Below are 21300 nucleotides of genomic sequence, written 5' to 3'. Positions count from 1 at the left end.
TTAAATAAAATAAAAAAGCCCTATATCTAAGACTTTTTAAGATTTTCTATTTCATTTTCATATTTACTATAATCAATATCTGTTCTTTCCTCTTTTTCCTTAGATTCATCTACTGTTATAGCTTTAAATTCAGTTAATCTATTTTCATTTAAGATTTCTTTATCATCTCTCATTTCAATAGATGTTGCTATATAAGCTGGTGCTCTAGTATTATCTACTATAGTAACTTCAAATAAATCTAGTTGCTCTACAACTCTTTTTTCATATCCATTTTCTTGTTGTTCCCAATGGTCTTTTTCAGCATAAAATCCAAAACTCCAACCTCTAAGTTCTTTGTTTTTAGCCTTTTCTATAACTTCCGGATCTGTTACAGTACATATTGCTCTTAGCCCTATATTATCTTCAAATAACTCAAGGTTTCCCTCAGAAGTTGAACCTAACTTTCTGTTTTTATTATGATTTAATAATAAATCTACATTATCTCTTCTTTCTAAACTTCTTTGAAATGCTCCTGGTTGTATTTTTTCTACGAACTTTCCTCTTACGGAAGGAATCGGCTTACTTTCTCTATCTACTGCATTTACATAACCATCTAAAAGTACACTATCATTCCTTATTTCTATTCTCATCTATCTCACCTCCCTTCATATCTGATGTTTTATTAGTATTTGGTGTATAAACTGTTCCTTTTTTAACATTATAAAGCACATCATTTAATCCTAATAATATGGTGTCTACAAATAATGGGTTTGGTTCTAAATCTTCTTTGTATCTAACTTCATTAACTCCCATTATTTTATTTTTTATTGCTATTTCATATGCTTTAAATCTTTTTTCAATATCTCCTTTTAGTAACTCATTAGTATCTACTCCAAAATAAAAAGACTCCTTCTCTTTTTCTAGAAGTAAGTCTCTATTTATACTTGCTATTAAATCATTTAGTATCGGCAATATAGCCATTTTAAACATTTTATCGAAATCACCTTCATTAGCCTTACCATCACCACTTATAATACTAGGAGGTATATTTAATATTTTGCATATTTCATCACCATTAGTAACTTTATTTTGATTCATTTGCATCTCCATAGGAGTTGCTTGTGCATCCTTAAAAGTTAAACCTTTATTTAAAACTACACAGTTTTCAGAATTACCGGAATACATATTTTTCCATTGTTCTTTTAATACACCTATAGCTTCTTTGTCTAACTTTCCCTCTGATTCAATAAACCCCTTTTTATTACCTCCAGTTTTACTTAATATATTTTCATATTTAAGGGAGTTATAAGCAACACTTAACAATATTGGATTTTCTTCTATAATTCCATAACCATCTGAACCATTATCAGTATGCCTTAATAACTTTATAAAATTATATGGCTTATAAAAATTACCCTGTACTATAACATCATAATTTTTAAAGATAGGATCTATCGAAGCATTAATAAATACCTCATCTTCTTTTACATAATGTAAACTTAGAATTTTCCCTCTATCTTTGTTAATATAGATATACCCATTACCCATTAGTAAGTAATCAATAATCAAAGCTTTTTTCATTTGATATGCCGTTAACATATCTCCTGTTTCTTCATTTAATAATTTTAATCTACCATCTACTTTTACTTCTTCTACCTTACCATTTTCCTCTTTATATAACTTTATAGGAATACTGGCAACTAAAGATGATATTAATTCTACACATCCAGCTAAAGTTGGTATATTCAAAGCTTGTACCCTTGTTATGTTATCAGTTATTAATCCTGCTGCTAAAAGTAAATCTCTCAATCCAATATCATCTGATTCTGAACTTACTCTTTCTTCCTTTTTTCTTTTCCAAAACCTTAAATCCATCTATTCACCTCCTCTCAAAGAATTTATTTATACACTCCGCTATATAACTTGGATAGTACAATCTACTGTATTTAATTGCTCTTGTTGTAACAAGTAAATAGCATTTATTAAAGCTACTACCATATCAACTTTACCTTCTGACTTCTTTTTATTTACATACTTATTTTTGTTAGTATCTTCTGTAACTCTAGCATTTTGAAAGTTTATTTCTAAAAGTCTGTTTTCTTCATACTTAAACTTTTTACTTAAAATAGTTTCTTTTAATAATTTTGTTGGAGGGTGTAATACACTACTATGTTGTTTTATTTCAACCATTTCATACCCTGCAGCTTCTAATTTTTGAGCTGAACTTAAAGCATTCCACCTATCATATCCTATTTGTAAAATCTCCACTCCATAATTTTCTTCTATATCAAGTATAAATTTTTCTACAAATCCATAGTCTATAACTTCATCACCACAAGCAAAACAAACTTTATCTCTTATTAATTGCCTATAGTTTACATTCTCCTTTTTACTCTTAAGTTCCACTTTATCAGCAGGAATAAATCCCCAAACCATAGCATATAAAACTCCTTTATATTCAGTTATCATGGCAACTGCAGTATTATCTCCACTTTGTGATAAGTCAAAGGCTAAATATACTTTTTTACCCTTCCAAAATTCTAAATTATTCTCTATCTTACATTCTCTAACCTTAGTTATATCTACAAATCCTTCTACTCCTAAGCCTTTATATTTAATATTATTATGCTTACATAAATAGTTTTCTCTTTTATTTTCATAAAGAATAGCCATTGTCCTCATGTCTTTAATAGCTTCAAATACATAATCGTTACTTACTGCTACTGGATTACTTTGATATATAACTAAATCTTCTGTTTGCCATTTATCTTCTGTTAAAAATTCATCATTAGGCTCATATAGTAAAGAAAATCTTCTTTTATTATCCATAAGGCCATCTAATACTTTCTTAGATATATCAATTTCATCTATCATAGCATTATTATCATTAGGATATTGAGTGCTTATTATAATCCCTAACTTGTTAAATAAAGTTATTTGTGAAGATCTCATAGCTTCAATAGGATAGCTATCCATAGCTCCAGCTTCATCAGCTAGAAAAGCATTTGCTAACTTACCATCCATTTTATCTTCACTATAAGCTAGTGGAATATATTCACTATCAGTAAGCAAACATCTTATTTCACTTCTTAAAACTTTAAAAACATCATCTTCAGCTAACAATGGACTAACTTTTATTATTTTTCTTATTGCTATTTTCAACTCACTAGACAATTTCAAATCTGGCGCAACTGAAAAAAACCTTGAAAAAGGTTTATCAGTTAGCAATAAAAGTATAAAAATAACTGCACTATTGAAAGTCTTAAAGTTCTTACGACTTATCTCCAATAATGCAGTTATATAATATCTTATGTCTTTATCATCATTATTTTTTAACTTAGTGCATAGAGTTGCTACTATTAATAACCAGGCATAGTCCTCTAACCCTTCATCCATAGGACACATTAAATCGGGATGGACCATTAATTTTAATATCTTAACTATCTTATTTAATTCTTTTTCATCTACATATGCTTCTTCATCTAATCCATCTGCTTTATTTAACCAATCCTTAGCCTGTAATTTAACATACCTTGGTACTTTTTTATTAGGCTCTATTACACACCATTGAGCGTATTTATAGGCTTTAGATTCTTTAATCTCCATTTCCACTCAACACCTTTAATATAGTTTCCTTAGCACTATCATTTTCAGGCTTTTTAGGAATAACTCTAAGAGCAGAAGCAATAGTCATTATATTTTCTTTTTCTATATCCAAAAGCATTTTTCTTTTTTGTTGAACTTGTCTATCTATTTCTATCATGGACTTAGTTAAATCTGAAATAGAACTAGCAAACTTTCTTGTTTCTTTTGCAAGTTCTTCATCTTCTAAATATTCTTTAGAATTTTCAAACTGTTCTTTTAGATCCTCTATAAGATCATACATACTTTCCCTTTTATCTTCTAAATCAATGCATTCAGCATATAAGATGCAGTACCTATTTATAACAGCTTCATATATTGCATCGTTCTTTTCTATTGAAGAAAGAAGCTCATTAATACGCTTAAACTCTTTATGTGCTACTTTATTTTTCTTAACTTCTCTTCTTTCTCTTAAAACTGTCCCTGTAGAAAGGGCCTTTTCTCCTTGCTCTCTCATTTTTAATTCTTTTTTAGTCCTATGTGATTTCCCTTCACTTTTTAAAACTGAAAATGGTTTTGTTGGTGTAGGCATACTATCAACTCCTTTCTATTTTAATTTTGAAAAGCTGATGTGGGAATAAATTACTTACAGATATGGACACGTGGTGTCACTAAACACCTCTCTGAAAGTCATACCCCTAGGGGGGATATATATTTTATTCTTTTATTATGCTTTTTAATAGCTCCCTAGGTATTTCTCCTCTCTCTGCTAGCTCATGATGATACTTACATAAGCATATCAAATTATCCTCTTCTAGTCTTAACTCATAAGCTTCTCTTAGTGATGTAATATGATGTACTTCTATATCTGTATAGTTATATTGCTTTATAGTATTATATAACTTCCTCATACATATCTGGCACAATCCTTTATCTCTATCCTTTATATGATCTCTTTTCCTTTGCCACGCCTTAGTATTCCTAAACTTATCTTCTTCTGTTTTCTTATAACTCTTTCGTATAGGCTTATTAGGACATATGTATTTACTATCATGTATTCTTCCACAATACTTACAACTCTTTAACATGCTTCCTTTACAACCTTATATATAATCACACATAGTATTACTACTATTCCTAACCCTATGTTAATCCATATAGGTGATAATACCCATATCCAACTCCAAGTTATAATTCCTAATAGTTTCAATGTTATAAATACTATAGTTAGTAAACCGATAAATCCTATTCCTCCACCGCTCTTTTCCTTTGACATATTATACCTCCTAATTTTAAACATAATAAAAGCACCTACATTCGTAAGTGCTATCTTCCTGGTTTAAATTGCTTTCCACATTTCAAGCATGTAACTATTATTTTGTTTTTACCTATCATCCCTGTAGCTACTCCACCTATCGGATTTATAAGTGCTGCTCCTACAAGTCCTTTGCCTAAGCTCCAACCTTTCTTATTAGCTGTTAGGCTTGTGCTTCCACATCTAGGACAACATGCTTCTTTACTGTTTTTTCTTTCCTCTCTAGCTTGTACGTATTCATTATAAGTTATTTTTCTTTCTTTTTGTTTTATTAGTTGTTTCTCTTGATTTATTATTTCCTTCTCTTTTATAGCTTCTTCTCTTTCTTTTAAACTTGCTTCATTTGTTAAAAAAGCTAATCCAAATAAAACTATACAATCATATATCCACCCAAAACAAAAAAGTCCAGCAGTAAAAAAATACAATATTCCTTTTCCTATTTTCTTTTCATAAAATTTATGAGCTCCAAAAAAACCAATAAATAAACAAAGAAAGAACTCTACTTTATAATTATTTTTCATTTCATACCTCCATATTTTGTTATTAATATAATTATATAACAAAATATTTATTAGGAGAAGTTTTATTATATGTTAAAAAGAGCCCTATTTCTAAGGCTCTTTAATTTTATAAGTGTGCAATTTGTTTAGCTAACACCTCTGCATTTAATGATAATATGTTTCCACACTCTAAACATGTAAATTCTAATGAAGGACATATAGTTCCTTCACATTGATTATTCCTTCTATCAATAGGAACCTTTATTGTTATATTATGATTTGCTACAAATCGACTAGATTGACATACTGGACACTTTAATGTTTTAAGTGCTTTATTTATAATTTTCTTTAATCCTACTGGATCACTTAACATAATCTCCCACCCCCACTTCCAATTTTATACTTATTTACAAAATATGTAAAGCACTTAACCATTTTAGTTAAGTGCTTTACTATAAAAGGGTATTGAGAATTTATAAATAAAAAAGAACCCTATTTCTAGAGTTCTAACTTTTATTATTTAATAGATTTTATAATTTTATCTTTTATTGTTATTTCCCCCTCTTCTTCTAGTGTTTTTAAGTCACTATCAAAGCAGGCGTTACTTGCTGAAATTATGCCTGGTGGATCTGGTGTTATATAGATCCTTTTTAACTCATTATAACTTATTGTTTTATGCTCCTTTATAATCCTAAGTAAGCTACAATTCATAGCTTTTGTTACTCTAAACATAATTCTCACCCCCTTTAATTTACAATTCTACATATAATTATAAATCCCTTCAAAAAGGCACCTAGCTAGTATTTATTTTGCTAAGTGCCATAATTATAGGAGGTCATCCACAATGAAAAATCCTGTCGATATTTTCCATAATACTATTATATATCTTTTAAAGTGCTAATGGGTGCTAGACTTTTTACAAAGTTATCATGTTTCATTCTTATTGTGCTTGTAGCAAAATTCATCTTATCACCTATCTCTTTCCAGGTTAGTCCATCCATATATCTATATATAAATATTTGCCTTATTTCAGAATCTTCTATGTTATAAATAAATTCTATTAAACTATCCTTTTCTTCCACTAATTCATTCATCTTACTTACTATTCTTTTATTAAGTCTTGCTACTTTCTTTCTATATGATTCTAAATCATAACCCTCAATATGCATCTTATGCTGTGTGTATGGAAATTCAGTATCTGATCCATTTACTGAATCCATAACAAACTCTGGTTCTATCTTTTCTAATTGTCTTTTTAATAGTTCTAATTCTGATAATAATCTTCTATATCTCTTTAGTTTCTCCTTATCCATACTACCACTCCTATTCTTTTATATCTATCTCAATTCCAGTTTCAATAATCCATTGTCTTTCTGATAATTTATTTTTATGTTCTATATTTATATCTTTTAATAGATTGGATTCATCAAAATCTAAGGCTTGTCTGTGACATCTCCATAGAATTAAGATACACATCTGCACTAAATCAAATGTTTCTCTCATTATCTCTTTTAAGTTGCTTAATGTTTTATCCTTATTGTAGTTTAATAAAGCTGTCACAACTTCTCTAAATTCTTCTTCAAGTTTTATCAGAATAGCTGCAGTCCCTATAGTTCTATTATCTATATTTAATTTTTTATTTTCTTTTAACACATGCATTAATAATTTCAATCCATATCAGCTCCTTTAAAAAATAATAATATTAAAGCTATAGCTACGAAGTAAATTATGATATATTTCATACTTCCTCCAATCTTGCTTTTACTGCTTCTAAAAGCATATCTTGATTTATTTCCTTATTGGCCAATGCATTCATAACATCTTCATCAACTGTTCCTTTAGCTACTAGATGATGTATTACTACAGTTTCAGTTTGTCCTTGTCTATGAAGCCTTGCATTAGCTTGTTGATATAATTCTAAACTCCAAGTAAGTCCAAACCATACAATAATATTTCCTCCATACTGAAGGTTTAATCCATGTCCTGCACTTGCCGGATGTAATAAAGCTACCTGTATTTTTCCATCATTCCAATTCTTAATATCTTCTGAAGTATTTAAAGTTTGATAAGTTGTTTTTTTCTTAGTTAACATTTCTGATATTCTGTTATAGTCATGTTTGAAATTATAAAAAACTAATACTGATTTTCCATTTGATGTATCAATAATTTCTTCAAGCTTTTCTATCTTTTCATCATGGATCTTAACAACTTCTTTTGTCTCACTATATATTGCACCATTGGCCATTTGTAATAATTTATTTGTTAGTACTGCTGCATTAGCTGCTGTTATATCTTCTTCTCCTAATTCAATGACTAAATCTTTTTCTAACTTCTTATAAATTTCCATAGATTTTTTAGATAGATTTATTTCAACTTTATTATCTATCCTTTCAGGAAGATCTAAATAATCATCTGCCTTCATGGAAATACAAATATCAGATATTTTATTTTGAATAGCTGCTTCTGATCCTTCTTTAAGCTCCCAGTTATAAACTACATAACCATTTCTTCTTCCTGGGTTGAAATATCTATCTTTGAATCCTGTTATAGTTTTCCCTAATCTTAATCCCCCATCTAATAAATAAACTTGTGGCCAAAGATCTATTAAACTATTTGGTGCTGGTGTTCCTGTAAGTCCTACTATTCTTTTAAAATATGGCCTTACTTTCTTTAATGCTCTAAATCTTTTTGCCTTACTTGACTTAAAAGAACTAAGTTCATCTATAATAACCATATCCCATATCCAACTATCAAAACATTCAGTAACTAACCAATCTACATTCTCCCTATTGGTTACATAAATATCTGCATCTTTATTTAAAGCTTCTTCTCTTTGTTTCTTAGTCCCTAGAATTTTAGATATTCTTAAATGTTTTAGATGGTCCCATTTATCAACTTCTGTACTCCATGTATCTTCTGCTACTCTAAGTGGTGCTATAACTAAAACTTTATTTACTTCACCTAGGAATATTAAATTATCTATTGCTGTTAATGTACTAACTGTTTTACCCATCCCCATATCAAGGAATAGACCTGAAGCCTTATGATCTATAATGTGATTTATAGAATATTGTTGATAATTCCAAGGTTTGAACTGCATTACACCACCCCCTTAATAATCCATATCTTCTATATAATAAATTAAATCTTTTATATCCTTATAACTATCTATTTTCCAGATTTTAAATCCTAACATATCGAATTCTTTTTTTCTAAATAACTGTATTGGGCTTAAATTTTTACCTGGTGCTTTAAGTTCTACAAAAATAATCTTACCTCCTGGTAATAAAACAATCCTATCAGGCACTCCCGACATTCCAGGACTTACAAACTTTAAAGCTTTACCGCCTATCAACTCAATTTCTTTTTTAAGTCGTCTTTCAATTTTTTGTTCTTCCAATTTATCACCTTCTTTTAGGTGTTACCGTGTTACCAAAATTTCTATATATATATAAATGTGTATATTAGGCGTATATGTATATATACGTATATGCCTAATTATATAAATAATACTTATAAATAATATTTTGGTAACATTGGTAACATTAATTCTATATAGATTGATTTATAAGGCTTTAGGGTGTTACCATATGGCGTTACCAATATTAAGTTTATGGTAACATTGGTAACATTGATAAATTTCATTAATATTTATTTTGGTAACACTAGTTTTTTCTAATATACGCCCTTTGTACCCCATAAACTTTTCCGAATCTTAATTTACTATTGTATTTTGACCATCCTTTAATTCCTGTTAAAATATCATTTATTTCTCTTGATTGCATAGGTGTTAATTGCTTAGGATCCCCATTAAATAATTCAACCCATATCTCCATAACGCAAGTTTTATCTCTTCTCAAAGTTCCTTCTTTTGATTCTCCAAATTCAGTTCCTTGTATGAAATTCCTTTTTTCAGGAATACTTAGTTCATACCAATCTTCAGGTAATAATCTATTTAAATATTCTTCTATAAGTCCAGCTTTAGCACTTTCCTCACTATGTTCTTCTTGTTGTTTTTTAGCTTCTTTTTCTTCTTCTCCAGTTAGATATAACTTTTCTCCTGCTCTCCATAGTTCAACTGCTTCAGCCCAAACTTGATCTATTTCATATTGATTTAAATCATCAAATACACTTTTACTATTATTTTGTACACCTACATCTATTGGCCAAAATCTTCTGTTACCAGTCTTATCTCTTAAAAATTCCCTATCATTAGTAGTTCCTATAAACACACATTGTCTTGGAAATCGACTTGTCCTTCTGCCATAAGCAACTCTATAAATATCTTCTGTCTTACTTAAGAAATGTTTTGTTGCTTCAATATCAGCTTTTTTTGTGGCCATCATTTCACCCATTTCTAGGATCCATACACCCTGTAATTGTTCATAAGCTTCTTTACCACTAACTGTAGTTAATGAATCACTATACCACTGTTGACCAAGCTTTTTAATTATTGTACTTTTCCCCATACCTTGTGGGCCTGCAAGTACTGGCATATTATCAAATTTAATACCAGGTATAAAAACTCTTGCTACTGCTGCAACTATTATTTTTCTTGCTACTGTTCTTACATAACTGTTATCTTCCGCCCCTAGGTAGTCTATGAATAAAGTATTTACTCTTTCTTTCTTATCCCATATAAGGCTTTCTAAATAATCTTTTATAGGATGAAAAGAATGCTTTTCAAAACTTAAAGCTAAGGCATCAGCACATTTTGCAGTAGAACTTATTCCATAATACTTTTCAATAAATTCCCTAAGTCCGCTATCATCAGTATCATTCCAATCACCCATATTGCCTTTTTTCCTCCAAGGAAGTTGGCCAATAACTACAGCTCTATTAGAAAATTCATTGTAAGCTATCTTCCCTTTAAGTAATGGTTCATTTTCTATTATTAAACTAAAGTTACTTATAGTACTTCTTAACTTTCCTTGTTCTGTATATTCTAACTTATTAAGCCATTGTGTATTTATTTCATCTTCTTCAACTTGGTCAAAATCTTCTTGAGCGGCTAACATTTTCTCCTTGCCTAGAGTTTCCATTACTTTTTTATTACTTGATGCAAACTCACTCATTTTAGTGAAGCTAGGTAATCTATTAACTGGAGTTCCTTCTTTAGCTTCTTCATCTAATTCACAAAACTTATGGATTCTAACTAAATCGAAGGCATTACATAAAGTATTTGAAGCTGGATCCGTACCATGGTGACTATAACTAAATTTATCATCATATATAACTACACCACCAGTTGTACTTCCTTCTGAATAAGTGTATCTAGTATTATCTGCACCAGGTACATATACATCAGATAAAAACTCTCCTATAGCTTCAGTAATAGTATAAGTCCTACAAAAAGCACCTATAATTCCTTTTTTAGTTAATGGATCTTCTTGCTTACTTAATGCCTTATTTAACTTTGCCCTAGCTCTTGAACTTTCTGGCCAATAACTAACATCTTGCCATCCAAATGGATATCTTTCTAAGACTTCATCGGGATTAAGCCAAGATAAATCTTGATATTTAAATACATAATCTCCATCACATGAAGTTGATGGCCAATACATTAATCTTTCTGGATCATATGTTGTATCATCAAATTGATCTATACCTAAATCATCTGCAACCATTCTAGCTATAGCTTGATATTCATCTGGAAGTACTGGCCTTGATAATGGTATTACCAGTCTTAATCTTTGATTATCAGCTGTATGCGTATGAGTTGAATACATAACAACTGAAAAGTCATATAGTAGCTCTATACTGGCCCATATATCACCTTCAACATAATCTAAGTCTAAAGTTAATAATGTTCTATTAGCTACATTAGCTTTTAATCTTCTACCATTTTTTAAAGTACCGCCTACAAATCCACCAACATCTTTTATCCTATCCCTATCAGCTTTAGCTATCTTCTTATATTCTGCTGCTGTTTCAGGTGTCCTCGTAGTATGACTTAACTTTTTAACTAACTCTGACCATTCCATGGTCTTATTCTTCCAATGTGTTTCCTTCTTGCTTTTTCCTGTTGCTAAGGCTATGGAACCATCATATTTAATTTTTAATTCTATATCCTTTTTAGTATTAACATCCATAGCTCACACTCCTTGTTTAACCTTTAAATTTTATATATTCTTTCTTCCAAGCTTTATAAATTTCTTCTGCTACTTTACTATCTAAACTGAACTTCTTTATTAACTTCTTGATGATATCTTGTTTAGTCTTACAAGCATTTTCTTCAAGAAATTCATATATTTTCTCAATATTCATGTATTGAAATTCATCTCCTTTAATCACATTTTATTTTTATTTAGAATATAAATAGACTAATAGCAATTAGATATGGAGCGAACCTTAATGAGTAAAATGCGAAAATTTATACTAGATGTTCTATACTCTATAATAATAATTTTAATTATGGTTTATTTAATTAGGGCTACTTAGAATTCCACTTACTGATAAGGTAGTGAGAACTATCTTATCAGGACTTCTAAATAGTAATAATAATTACAATAATAAATTAAAATTAATTAAATGGAGAGATCTCATTAAAGGTTCGCTATGCTTATAGAAGAGCTGCAAGTACTTGTAGCTCTTTCCTTAATTTTAATAATTAATTAAAATCATTAGATTTCGTAATAGTATTCCTTATGTTTGAATTGCGAATTAGTAAATAAATTCATCTTCCTCTAAAAACTTAATTAATCCATAAGGATCATTGCCAACCTCTATACTATCAATTAAATAATTTATAACCATGTCATTATCTCCTAACCCTTGATTATCCAACCAATCTCTAACTTTTTCATTTTCATTATCTGCTATTGCTCGATGTTTTCCACTTTTAATAATGCTGTCTTTAATATATTTTGGTACTTTCATAAAATTCCTCCCATCTACTTCGTAATAGTTACAAATAACAAACTAATATTTTCAAAAATTAATTAAAAAATCTAATCTTTCATATAGTAATTACATTCATAGCCATCTGCCTTTAATGGAAGTCCAGGAGCCCATAAAATATCTTGTCCAAATATATTATTAACTTCTTCCACACTACCAAAGCCAATAGGTACATCCATAATAATTTCATCATGTACATGCATTACAGTTTTATATCCGGCTTTATCAACATTAAATAAAGCCTCAGCCAAACAATCCCTTGCAGTAGCTTGTACTATATTCTCCACTAACTTTGGCCCATAAGTTTCTTGTCTAGTCCATTGCTTAGAAGTTTGTTCCATGCCCTCATAACTTATAATGTCACTTCCATAACTTCCTTCTTCAATCTTAGGTCTTACATAACTTAATCTTCTACCTGAAGGTAATTCTATAAATAAAACTCCTGGATCATAAATAAACTTAAGTCCATATTGCATTGTTACTGTAGTTCTTTCATTGATAGCTTTCTTAGCTGCTTTATCACAATCCCACCAAAACTTAGTTATATTAGGATTGGCATTTCTCCAACTTCTAACTAATCCAGGTAATTCTTCTTCTGGAATACTTCCCGACTTATCCATAGACTTTATAGCCCCTACACTGCCCCCATATCCTAGGGCCAATTCTGCTATTTTACCTTTTTGTCTTAAGTCACTACCTTTTTTAATACTTTCTATAGGTACATGGAACATTTGAGCTGCTGAAGCTTCATATATCTTTCCATGAGTTTTAAAAACTTCTAATCTCCATTTCTCTGATGCATACCAAGCGATAACTCTTGCTTCTATGGCCGAGAAGTCAGCAACTATAAATCTATTACCTTCACTTGGGATAAATGCTGTTCTTATTAGTTGGCTTAAAGTATCTGGTACACTATCAAATAAAAACTCTATTTCATCAAAATTACCTTCTCTAACTAGTTGTCTTGCATAGTCTAAATCAGGTAAATGGTTTTGAGGTAGGTTTTGTACTTGTACTAATCTTCCAGCCCATCTACCAGTACGATTAGCTCCATAAAACTGTAGTAGCCCTCTTACTCTTCCATCATCACATCTAGCGTTTTCCATAGCTTGATATTTCTTTATAGAAGTCTTGGACATAAGTTGCCTTAGTTCTAAAATTCTTTTTATATTATCATCTTCAGCTGCTTCTAATAATTTAGGAATACTATCTTTAGTTAAGCTTGTAACTTCATATCCTACTTTCTCACTAAGCCACTTTTTTAATTGAGTAGGTGAATTAGGATTACTTAGTTCTGTAAGCTTTATTGCTTCTTTAGTTAATCTATCTTTAAACTGTTCATCACATTTTATTGCTTGTTCTGCTAGTGTTAAATCTAAGTTTATTCCTCTATCATTAATTTCCTGATCCAAATTCCATAATAAATTTTCTTTATCAATAGTTTTATATTTATTAAGTTTTTTTCTTATTGACCTTTCAACCTCAACGTCTTGTTTACAATATTCTTTAAATAGTTCCCACTTTTCAGGATCATGTTCCGGAAGGTTTCTTGTTCTTCCCCCATTTGTCTTTGTGGGTTTACAAGGCTTACAGAAGTACTGTATTAATGCTTTACCTTCTTTCATCTTTTGCTTATCTTCTTCAAAATTTAATGCTTTACCAACCATATCAAGACTACTTGGTAAACCCATTCTCAAAGCTTGTATCATAGTACAATCCCATTGAACTGGATTCATACAATTCTTATAACTATTAAAGTTATTCTTAATAGAGTTTCTTTCAAAGTTTGCATTAAATGCAGTTTTTAAAATTAATGGATTTACTAAGTCTGTTCTTATATAGTGTGGTAAAGTTTCACCATTCTTAAAATCTATTATTTGAACTGGTTCATCATCATATGCATACGCGAATAACATTATTTCAAAAGATGGGTGCTCACAATATCTATAAGCACCCACATTTTTAATGTCTAACTCGCAATATGTCTCAACATCTATTGCAAGTGTTCTCATAACCTACTCCTAATCTAAGAAGCTATCTTCAGCTGATTCTATTGCTTCAAAATCATCTTCTGCTCTAGTGAATCCTCCAAGTGGTTCCCCATCTTCTAATTTTTGAACATTACCTAATCCTGCTGCTATTCCTTTATTACCATTTGCATTGTAAGCATAGAAGTTAAGAGTTAATCTACCATAGCAACCTGAATAAACTTCTGTTGCATCTAATACTGGTTGTACATTTATATCAACTACTCCTGGTTTATTTTTAGAATTAGCATTTAGAAAGTAGCAGCCTGCATAAGCTTCATCACCTTCTCTTTCTACATCACCATCTCTTAAAGGTGTTTTAATATTAGCTGGTATTTTACCATTCCATTTACCTTTTCCCTGTTCCTTAGCTTCTGCTACTGCTTCCTTGATAGCTTGTAAAGTTTCCTTATCACTCTTAGGTATAATTACTGATACTGAATATTTAGGCTCATTTCCTTCTATTGCATGAGGTTCAAATAAGTGTGCATAACTTAATCTCACCTTTCCTGTAGTTACCTTTGTTCCTGTTCTTTTTGCTTTTACTTTCATCCTTTTTTCCTCACTTTCATATACTTTATTAAAATCAAATATTGGATCATTTAAATCAATATAATAATTAGCTTTGTATTCTTTAAAAGCTAATTACTCGCAATAATCATCTGCTAAACTCATAATCTACACCTACTCTAAAAAATCTGATTTAGCTGGATTATATGGTTCCCTTTTATCTGCTACAGGTACTAGCGTAGGTTTTCCAACTGGTTTAATAATGTAATCTCCTAGTAGTCTTTGAACTTCCTTCTTTCCTATAGCACTCTCCATATTAGTTATTCCTGTAAGCTTTTTAGTATAAATTATATTCTCTAAGAATCCTTGTCCTATTAACACTTTTGCTACATCATCTTCACTAGACCATTTTCTATTACTTCTACCTTCAACAACTTTATAACCTTCAAACTCTTCACCTTTTAAAGCTTCTTCAAGAGCATATTCTTTTACATCACTCGCCCAGCTAACAAGTTCATCAACTTTACTTAAGACATAAGCTATATCGTTATTATCCATTGTAGTAGGCTTTTCAAATTCATACTTAGCTAGTTCGAGATTCTTTTCTGCTCTTGCTCTACAAACTGCTTTAGCTCTACAGAATTTGCAGTGATCTCCTGCACAAAACTCACCTTCACCTTTTATAGCAAGTTCTGCTTTTGGTTTTACGTATTCCTCTGCCCACTTAAGCAGGTCCTCAACAGTTACTTCAAATGTTGATATGTTATCTAGCCTTGGTTGAATTATAGTCATTCTTACTTTTTCAATATCATATAAGAAACTAAACTCTGATATAGCTCCTAATGCATACAACATCATTTGCTTATTGTTATTCGCACTAACAGGTACTCCCTTGCCATACTTTAAATCGCATACTTCCATAGTTCCATCTGCTATAATTACAAAGTCACCTGTTCCAAATCCTTCAGGAACCCACTCACTAAAATCTAACCTTTGTTCTATTTTAAATAATGCATCTGGTGTAGTTGCTTTAGCTTCACTAACTCTTTCTAAACAGGTTTCAACATACATATCCACATAATCTGGCATGTCAGCTGTGTATAACTTATTTTCTTGTATTTTCTTAACTTTGGAGTTAAAACTTCTCGTTGATAGTCCTTCTAATTCTTTTCTTAGTTTTAATTCTCCAAGCTCATGGGCCAATGTTCCTTCTGCTGCATAATCAGAAGTTTTATTTTCAAATTGTTGCTCTAACCTAGCAGATGGAGTGCAAGCCATCCACCTACTAGCTCCTGAAGCACTAAGCATTGCATGTGCCATTATAATAAACCCTCCGCATCTTTTAATATTGCTGCATAATCTTCTTCTTTAACTTCACTAATCTTACTAGCACCATATTTAGTTGTAAGCTCCTTAGCTTCTTTTGCCTTTCCAGCTTTAATTATCTTAGAAAATATTGCCCTTACTTCTTCTTTAGTAACCTTAACGTCTTCTGTTTCTTCTGCTTCCTTAACATCAGTAACCTCGTCAGCTTGTCCTAATTGTTCAGTTTCAACTACTGGAATATTATCTTTTGTTTCACCCTTTTTAGGTTGTACCTTTACTTGTTCTTTCTTTTCTGGAGCAACTTTCTTTTCTTCACTCTTAGAACCTACCTTAGCCCCTTCAAATTGAATAGCTGCCTTAGTACCAAAAGTACCTATGAAGCTTAATAATTCTTCTGTTGAGTTAAATTCTGCTGTTATTTTCATTTTTTCTTCCTCCTAAATTCATTTACTTTTATAGTGTTTTCTATTGCATGTGCAGATGCACTTTTAAGCTTTTCTTTTTCTAATCTTTGCTTGTTATATAAGTCATTTATAACCTTATGCATAAACTCTTTTTTACTTAATGGCTTCATTCTAGTTCACCTAAAAAGAGTTTAGTTTCAAATTCTTCTACATCTACTTTTTGAACTATCCACTTTGTAGCTTGTTCAACTCTACTTTTCGTAGATGAATATCTTTGAAATATTGCTATTGAATATGAGTTGTTAGCTTGTACTACTAAAACATCATCTTTCTTTAGATCTTCTATATCTGTTTTATATGAATACTCTTGGTCAAAACTTCCCCTAGTAAATTTAACTAATGCTACTTTGTCCATTAGTGATTTTCTCCGCATACGAATAATTTAGATTTATCTATATCAGCAACTAATGCGTTCATTTCATCTTCCTTAATACTAGATAAGTCAAATCCTAAACCTTCTAAGTATCCAGCTATTTTTTTAGCATTACTCATATTTTTAGATACTATATAAACCTTTTTATAATTGACTTTAACTTCTTCTATTTCTTTATTTCTTTGGTCTTTTAATTTTTGAACTTCCCCTTGAAAGGAACATCCTTCTTCAACTCTACCTTTTATATATTTTAGATAATTTAAACCATCTCTGATTTTCCAATCCCCGTTGTAGCATACTTGCATATCCTCTTTCATATCTGTAAGAAGATTAGTTAAATTAGTTGAAAACCTATTGAATGTATCTTGAAGCATATCTAATTTATCTTCATATTTAGTTAAGGCTTCCTTCTTCTTAGCTTCTATTTCCTTACTGAATCTTTTTTCCACACTAGTAATTGCCTTTTGTTCAACTCTTTCTATGAACTCTAATAAATCCTTTTTAACCAATTTAAATTCCTCCTAATGATAAAATCTTTTCTCTTTGTCTTTTGGGAAGCTTTTTAAGTTCCTCATAATCACATACCACAAAGCCTGTATCCCATTGCGTGATAAACCATGCCTTTGGAATAACTTCATCTAGTGGTGGCTCTGGTGCAACTTTTTCCTCTTGATTTTTACTTAACCATTTATTAATCCAACTTTCTTTTCTCTTTTGAATTACTTCTTCTTTAGCTTTCTGAATTTCTAAATCGAATTTACCTATGGCTCACACCTTCTTTCTGTGTTATAATGTCATTGAATGTTTTGTTACGCTCATAACTTTTACTTTGGTCGGTTAAGTTACGAGCTTTTTCTTTATAAATTTCTTTAGCTTTTCTTATTGCTGCACTAAGCTCTAAATTATTTTCCATAACCTGATATTCAACTTCTTTTGCTATCTCCAAATTAATATTGATTTTATCCATATATACCCCTTTTCTAGCCTTATAGCATTGCTATTAATAAGTAACAGCCTGTTCATCTTTACACCTCCCTAAAAGCTTTCTATGACGTTTTGATTTATCACCTTCTTTCATTAGTCCTTTCTTACGTAATTTAAAAACTTTATCTCTCACAGTTGCTTCAGTTCTTCCTAAAGCTAGTGACATTTCTTCATAACCGATTATCTCTAACCAATGTATTAGATAATCTACGTCTTCATCTACCCATGTTTTTCCTTGGTTAAAATGTAACTCCGGATTATATTTCATTCTTCCATAGGCATCATATTCAATCATTTTACCTTTCTAAAGCTCCCTTCAATATTTCACATATATTTATAAACTCTCTAGGGCTTGTCCTTTTTCCAAATGAAATTCTATTAACTTTAATATCTCTTTCAATATCTATAATAAAATCCTTAAAATCAGATTCTGATAGACTATTCTTAAGTTCTGTTAAGTAATCTAATAACATCTTAAAATCTCATCCCCCATCTTATTTTTAAGCTTTTTCATATTTCTTAAACTGCTTTTAATTCAGTTACATTTTCTAAATCTGAATAATCTTTTCCAGAAGCAGATTCTATAAATCTAGCTAATTCCTTATCTGTAACTTTTAGTGCTCCAAGTTTAAGAGCCGTCATATGTCCAGATTTTATTAGATTATAGACTGTATTTTTATTAACTCTTAATTTAGCTGCCACTTCTTTAATAGTAAACAATTCCAAATCAATCACCCCTTGTATTTCCGTCATTTTTTAATAAATTTAAATCAATTTTTAAAGTATTGGCTAACAAAATCATTTTTTCTAAGCTTGGAATATATCGTCCACATTCTATATCAGAAACATAATTTCTAGATATCCCTACTCTTTCCGATAAATCTTGCTGAGTTAAAGATTCCTTTTCTCTTGCGTTTTTTACAATTTTACCTATTTCTTTAGCAACCGTTACTGTCATTTCTTTCACCTCCTTGCAACTTACAATCTAATTGTATTGTATTTCCGTCAATTATTCAACTTTAATTTACGCGTATTTCCGACAAAAATTAACCAAACAAGAGCATTAGGCTTGTATTTCTTTGTAATGCTCCTTTTTACTTGTATTTCCGTCATTTTATGTATTGTATTACCGACTTTCTGACATTATAATATAAATATAAGTCGGTATTACCGACTGTAAAAATTAGGAGGTTATTCTCGTGAGTATTGGTAAAAGAATTAAAAATTTACGTAAGTTAAATAAATTAACTCAGGTTGAACTTGCTAAAAAGGCAAATATTTCTCGTTCATACTTGGCTGATATTGAAAATGATAGGTATAATGCAAGTGTTGATACACTAAAAGCTATTGCTAATAATCTAAATGTGAATTTGAGTGACATTTTGGAGGAATCAAATAATTTAAGCGAACCAGATCTAAATGAAAAAGATAAAAAATCAATAACTAATGATTTAAAGGTACTTATGGAGGAGTTTAAAGCTGGCACAGATGGTACTGCGTATTATAATGGTCAAGAGTTAGGCGAAGAAGATTTGGAATTGATTGAATCTGCTATGAAAATAGCTTTAGAGCAAATAAAAATAAGAAATAAAGAAAAGTATACACCAAATAAATATAAAAAATAGGTGGGGATATGTCTTGAATGAATATATAAAAAGGGTTGTTGAGAATTTAAGAAAAAAATATAAAACTGAATGTCCATATGAATTAGCTAATTATTTAGATGTTTTAGTAGTAACTCAACCAATAGGTGAAACTTTAGGCATGTACAAATATATAAATAGAAATAAAGTTATTTTTTTAAATTCAAATTTAAATGAGAATGAAAAAAGATATGTTTTGGCTCACGAGATCGGACATGCCGTATTACACCCTAGATCATCTTGTTTTTTTACCAATACCAAAAACTTAAATAAGCTAAAAAAAGAATATGAAGCTAATTTATTTGCATCAGAATTTCTAATTAATTTTGATAATATAGATTATTTATATATTCAAGGCTATTCTGTAGGACAGCTTGCTTCATATTATATGGTACCTTCTGAATTAATAGAATTTAGATTTAAAGAAAATAAGAAGATGCAATAACTTGTTTCTTTTTTATTTTATAAATTTTTACAGAACATAAGTTCTTATTAGGGAGTGATTTTATGCCAAAAGGCTCAATTCGTCAACGGGGGAAGAAATGGTATTATCGTTTCTTTGAAGATGGAAAAGTTATAGAAAGATGTGGAGGTGATAAGAAAGAAGATGCACTAAAAGCTTTAAATGAAGAATTGAATAGAAAATATAAGGGTTATACAAGACCAGAAGAAACAAAACTTAAAGATTATCTTAATATGTGGCTTGAAAATTATATTTTGGATGAAAAATCTGAAAATACTTATGATAAATATAATAAGGTAATAACTAATAAAATAATTCCTAGTATTGGAGATATTAGGCTTTGTGATCTTAAGGCAATTCATGTTGATAAATTTCTAAGAGATTTAAAAAAGAGCAAAATAAAGAAAGGTAAAAATATCTGTCATTTATCTGGAACAACCATTCAAATGTATTATGGAATTCTTAACGCAGCTCTAAACAGAGCGGTAAAATTACAAATGATAATAGAGAATCCTTGTAAATATATTGATACTCCAAAAAGAAATAAATATAAAGCAAGTATTTTAACATTACAGGAGTTTAGACTTATTTATAATTCATTAAATGATACTCTCTTTGAAGATTATATATTTAAATTAGCATTAGATATCTCTATAGAAACTGGATTGAGACGTGGTGAACTGTGTGGATTAACATGGGATAGCATAAATTTTGAAGATAATTTTATTGATATTAATAAAGCTTTGATAAGAATAGAAAATCAATATAGCATATCTAAGTTAAAAACAGAAGGATCTTATAGGACTATTCCTATAAGCGATGAGTTGGCACAAAAACTAAAAAAACATAAAACTATTCAAAGCTCAAATAAATTGAAATACGGAGAATTTTATAAAAAAGTAATTTTCAATAAAATATCATATGATTTAATTTTTAGACACGAGAATGGAGATTATATAATTCCATCAACTTTTTTGCAAAGATTAAAAAGATTATGTAGATATAATAAAATAGATAAAAATATTCGTTGGCATGATTTAAGACATACGAATGCAACTTATCTAATAGAAAGTGGGGTAAATCTTAAAGTTGTCCAGGATAGATTAGGACATTCTTTAATGCAGACTACTGCTGATACTTATAGTCATGTAACAAAAAAAATGAATAGAGAAGCAACGACCAAATTAACCTCTCTAATTCATTCTTAAAAATATACTTGGGCAAATACTTGGGC

At 29.9% G+C, this 21300-nt stretch carries 31 protein-coding genes; 3 read left to right on the top strand and 28 right to left on the bottom strand.

Annotated features, from left to right (window positions below; genetic code table 11):
• Positions 1-26 precede the first annotated feature (26 nt).
• From ABDZ60_RS17945 to ABDZ60_RS17810, 28 genes are all read right to left on the bottom strand, one after another.
• Complete coding sequence (locus tag ABDZ60_RS17945; protein WP_343780054.1) at positions 27-629, bottom strand: HK97 family phage prohead protease; 603 nt, start codon at positions 627-629, stop codon at positions 27-29.
• On the bottom strand, positions 607-1854 hold the full coding sequence (locus ABDZ60_RS17940; protein WP_343780052.1) for a phage portal protein: 1248 nt from the start codon (positions 1852-1854) through the stop codon (positions 607-609). Before ABDZ60_RS17940 ends, ABDZ60_RS17945 begins: the two co-directional genes overlap by 23 nt.
• Before the next feature lie 39 nt (positions 1855-1893).
• Entirely contained in the window at positions 1894-3585 is a 1692-nt protein-coding gene (locus ABDZ60_RS17935) for a terminase TerL endonuclease subunit (protein ID WP_343780050.1), read from the bottom strand.
• Entirely contained in the window at positions 3575-4153 is a 579-nt protein-coding gene (locus tag ABDZ60_RS17930; RefSeq protein WP_343780048.1) for a hypothetical protein, read from the bottom strand. Before ABDZ60_RS17930 ends, ABDZ60_RS17935 begins: the two co-directional genes overlap by 11 nt.
• Before the next feature lie 124 nt (positions 4154-4277).
• On the bottom strand, positions 4278-4649 hold the full coding sequence (locus ABDZ60_RS17925; protein WP_343780046.1) for an HNH endonuclease: 372 nt from the start codon (positions 4647-4649) through the stop codon (positions 4278-4280).
• On the bottom strand, positions 4643-4837 hold the full coding sequence (locus ABDZ60_RS17920) for a hypothetical protein (RefSeq protein ID WP_343780044.1): 195 nt from the start codon (positions 4835-4837) through the stop codon (positions 4643-4645). Before ABDZ60_RS17920 ends, ABDZ60_RS17925 begins: the two co-directional genes overlap by 7 nt.
• A 50-nt stretch (positions 4838-4887) precedes the next feature.
• On the bottom strand, positions 4888-5397 hold the full coding sequence (locus ABDZ60_RS17915) for a TM2 domain-containing protein (protein WP_343780042.1): 510 nt from the start codon (positions 5395-5397) through the stop codon (positions 4888-4890).
• Positions 5398-5503: 106 nt separating this feature from the next.
• Positions 5504-5749 (bottom strand): hypothetical protein, encoded by a 246-nt coding sequence (locus tag ABDZ60_RS17910; RefSeq protein WP_343780040.1) that lies wholly within the window; start codon positions 5747-5749, stop codon positions 5504-5506.
• 143 nt (positions 5750-5892) lie between these two features.
• On the bottom strand, positions 5893-6108 hold the full coding sequence (locus ABDZ60_RS17905) for a hypothetical protein (RefSeq protein WP_343780038.1): 216 nt from the start codon (positions 6106-6108) through the stop codon (positions 5893-5895).
• A 146-nt stretch (positions 6109-6254) separates the two neighbouring features.
• Positions 6255-6689: an RNA polymerase subunit sigma-24 gene (locus ABDZ60_RS17900; protein WP_343780036.1), complete on the bottom strand. Its 435-nt coding sequence runs from the start codon at positions 6687-6689 to the stop codon at positions 6255-6257.
• A 10-nt stretch (positions 6690-6699) separates the two neighbouring features.
• The gene (locus tag ABDZ60_RS17895; RefSeq protein WP_343780034.1) at positions 6700-7047 is read right to left on the bottom strand and encodes a hypothetical protein; all 348 of its coding nucleotides are present in this window, start codon (positions 7045-7047) and stop codon (positions 6700-6702) included.
• A 67-nt stretch (positions 7048-7114) separates the two neighbouring features.
• Complete coding sequence (locus tag ABDZ60_RS17890; RefSeq protein ID WP_343780032.1) at positions 7115-8476, bottom strand: SNF2-related protein; 1362 nt, start codon at positions 8474-8476, stop codon at positions 7115-7117.
• Positions 8477-8488: 12 nt separating this feature from the next.
• Positions 8489-8776, bottom strand: coding sequence for a PDDEXK family nuclease (locus tag ABDZ60_RS17885; RefSeq protein ID WP_343780029.1), 288 nt, complete (start codon positions 8774-8776; stop codon positions 8489-8491).
• A gap of 265 nt (positions 8777-9041) precedes the next feature.
• The gene (locus ABDZ60_RS17880) at positions 9042-11468 is read right to left on the bottom strand and encodes a virulence-associated E family protein (RefSeq protein WP_343780027.1); all 2427 of its coding nucleotides are present in this window, start codon (positions 11466-11468) and stop codon (positions 9042-9044) included.
• A 16-nt stretch (positions 11469-11484) separates the two neighbouring features.
• Positions 11485-11643: a hypothetical protein gene (locus ABDZ60_RS17875; protein WP_343780024.1), complete on the bottom strand. Its 159-nt coding sequence runs from the start codon at positions 11641-11643 to the stop codon at positions 11485-11487.
• A gap of 396 nt (positions 11644-12039) precedes the next feature.
• Positions 12040-12255: a hypothetical protein gene (locus tag ABDZ60_RS17870; protein ID WP_343780022.1), complete on the bottom strand. Its 216-nt coding sequence runs from the start codon at positions 12253-12255 to the stop codon at positions 12040-12042.
• Positions 12256-12326: 71 nt separating this feature from the next.
• The gene (locus ABDZ60_RS17865; RefSeq protein ID WP_343780020.1) at positions 12327-14288 is read right to left on the bottom strand and encodes a DNA polymerase; all 1962 of its coding nucleotides are present in this window, start codon (positions 14286-14288) and stop codon (positions 12327-12329) included.
• 9 nt (positions 14289-14297) lie between these two features.
• Positions 14298-14855 (bottom strand): DUF2815 family protein, encoded by a 558-nt coding sequence (locus ABDZ60_RS17860; RefSeq protein ID WP_343780018.1) that lies wholly within the window; start codon positions 14853-14855, stop codon positions 14298-14300.
• Between the two features lie 132 nt (positions 14856-14987).
• Positions 14988-16136 (bottom strand): DUF2800 domain-containing protein, encoded by a 1149-nt coding sequence (locus ABDZ60_RS17855; RefSeq protein ID WP_343780228.1) that lies wholly within the window; start codon positions 16134-16136, stop codon positions 14988-14990.
• Positions 16133-16564: a hypothetical protein gene (locus ABDZ60_RS17850; RefSeq protein WP_343780016.1), complete on the bottom strand. Its 432-nt coding sequence runs from the start codon at positions 16562-16564 to the stop codon at positions 16133-16135. The genes ABDZ60_RS17855 and ABDZ60_RS17850 overlap by 4 nt, the downstream gene beginning before the upstream one ends.
• On the bottom strand, positions 16561-16713 hold the full coding sequence (locus ABDZ60_RS17845) for a hypothetical protein (RefSeq protein ID WP_343780014.1): 153 nt from the start codon (positions 16711-16713) through the stop codon (positions 16561-16563). The genes ABDZ60_RS17850 and ABDZ60_RS17845 overlap by 4 nt, the downstream gene beginning before the upstream one ends.
• A complete protein-coding gene (locus ABDZ60_RS17840; RefSeq protein WP_343780012.1) occupies positions 16710-16958 on the bottom strand; it encodes a hypothetical protein in 249 nt (82 codons plus the stop codon). The genes ABDZ60_RS17845 and ABDZ60_RS17840 overlap by 4 nt, the downstream gene beginning before the upstream one ends.
• A complete protein-coding gene (locus tag ABDZ60_RS17835) occupies positions 16958-17485 on the bottom strand; it encodes a hypothetical protein (RefSeq protein WP_343780010.1) in 528 nt (175 codons plus the stop codon). The genes ABDZ60_RS17840 and ABDZ60_RS17835 overlap by 1 nt, the downstream gene beginning before the upstream one ends.
• A gap of 248 nt (positions 17486-17733) precedes the next feature.
• Positions 17734-17943: a hypothetical protein gene (locus tag ABDZ60_RS17830; protein ID WP_343780008.1), complete on the bottom strand. Its 210-nt coding sequence runs from the start codon at positions 17941-17943 to the stop codon at positions 17734-17736.
• Between the two features lie 33 nt (positions 17944-17976).
• Positions 17977-18255 (bottom strand): hypothetical protein, encoded by a 279-nt coding sequence (locus tag ABDZ60_RS17825; protein WP_343780006.1) that lies wholly within the window; start codon positions 18253-18255, stop codon positions 17977-17979.
• A gap of 1 nt (position 18256) precedes the next feature.
• Complete coding sequence (locus ABDZ60_RS17820) at positions 18257-18433, bottom strand: hypothetical protein (RefSeq protein WP_343780003.1); 177 nt, start codon at positions 18431-18433, stop codon at positions 18257-18259.
• A gap of 46 nt (positions 18434-18479) precedes the next feature.
• On the bottom strand, positions 18480-18686 hold the full coding sequence (locus ABDZ60_RS17815; RefSeq protein WP_425544869.1) for a helix-turn-helix domain-containing protein: 207 nt from the start codon (positions 18684-18686) through the stop codon (positions 18480-18482).
• A gap of 1 nt (position 18687) precedes the next feature.
• A complete protein-coding gene (locus ABDZ60_RS17810; protein ID WP_287598527.1) occupies positions 18688-18918 on the bottom strand; it encodes a helix-turn-helix domain-containing protein in 231 nt (76 codons plus the stop codon).
• A 241-nt stretch (positions 18919-19159) separates the two neighbouring features.
• On the opposite strand from ABDZ60_RS17810, the gene ABDZ60_RS17805 reads away from it, so the two are divergent.
• The 3 genes from ABDZ60_RS17805 (at position 19160) to ABDZ60_RS17795 (ending at position 21274) form a co-directional block, all read left to right on the top strand.
• The gene (locus ABDZ60_RS17805) at positions 19160-19585 is read left to right on the top strand and encodes a helix-turn-helix domain-containing protein (protein ID WP_287598524.1); all 426 of its coding nucleotides are present in this window, start codon (positions 19160-19162) and stop codon (positions 19583-19585) included.
• A 13-nt stretch (positions 19586-19598) separates the two neighbouring features.
• On the top strand, positions 19599-20048 hold the full coding sequence (locus ABDZ60_RS17800; protein WP_343779998.1) for an ImmA/IrrE family metallo-endopeptidase: 450 nt from the start codon (positions 19599-19601) through the stop codon (positions 20046-20048).
• 62 nt (positions 20049-20110) lie between these two features.
• Positions 20111-21274, top strand: coding sequence for a tyrosine-type recombinase/integrase (locus ABDZ60_RS17795; protein ID WP_287598515.1), 1164 nt, complete (start codon positions 20111-20113; stop codon positions 21272-21274).
• The last annotated feature ends 26 nt before the right edge of the window (positions 21275-21300 follow it).

This window comes from Clostridium sartagoforme, from assembly GCF_039521405.1.
GTDB lineage: Bacteria > Bacillota > Clostridia > Clostridiales > Clostridiaceae > Clostridium > Clostridium sartagoforme.
The sequence above is the reverse complement of the archived record's forward strand: the minus strand, read 5'-3'. Positions and strand labels throughout refer to the sequence as shown.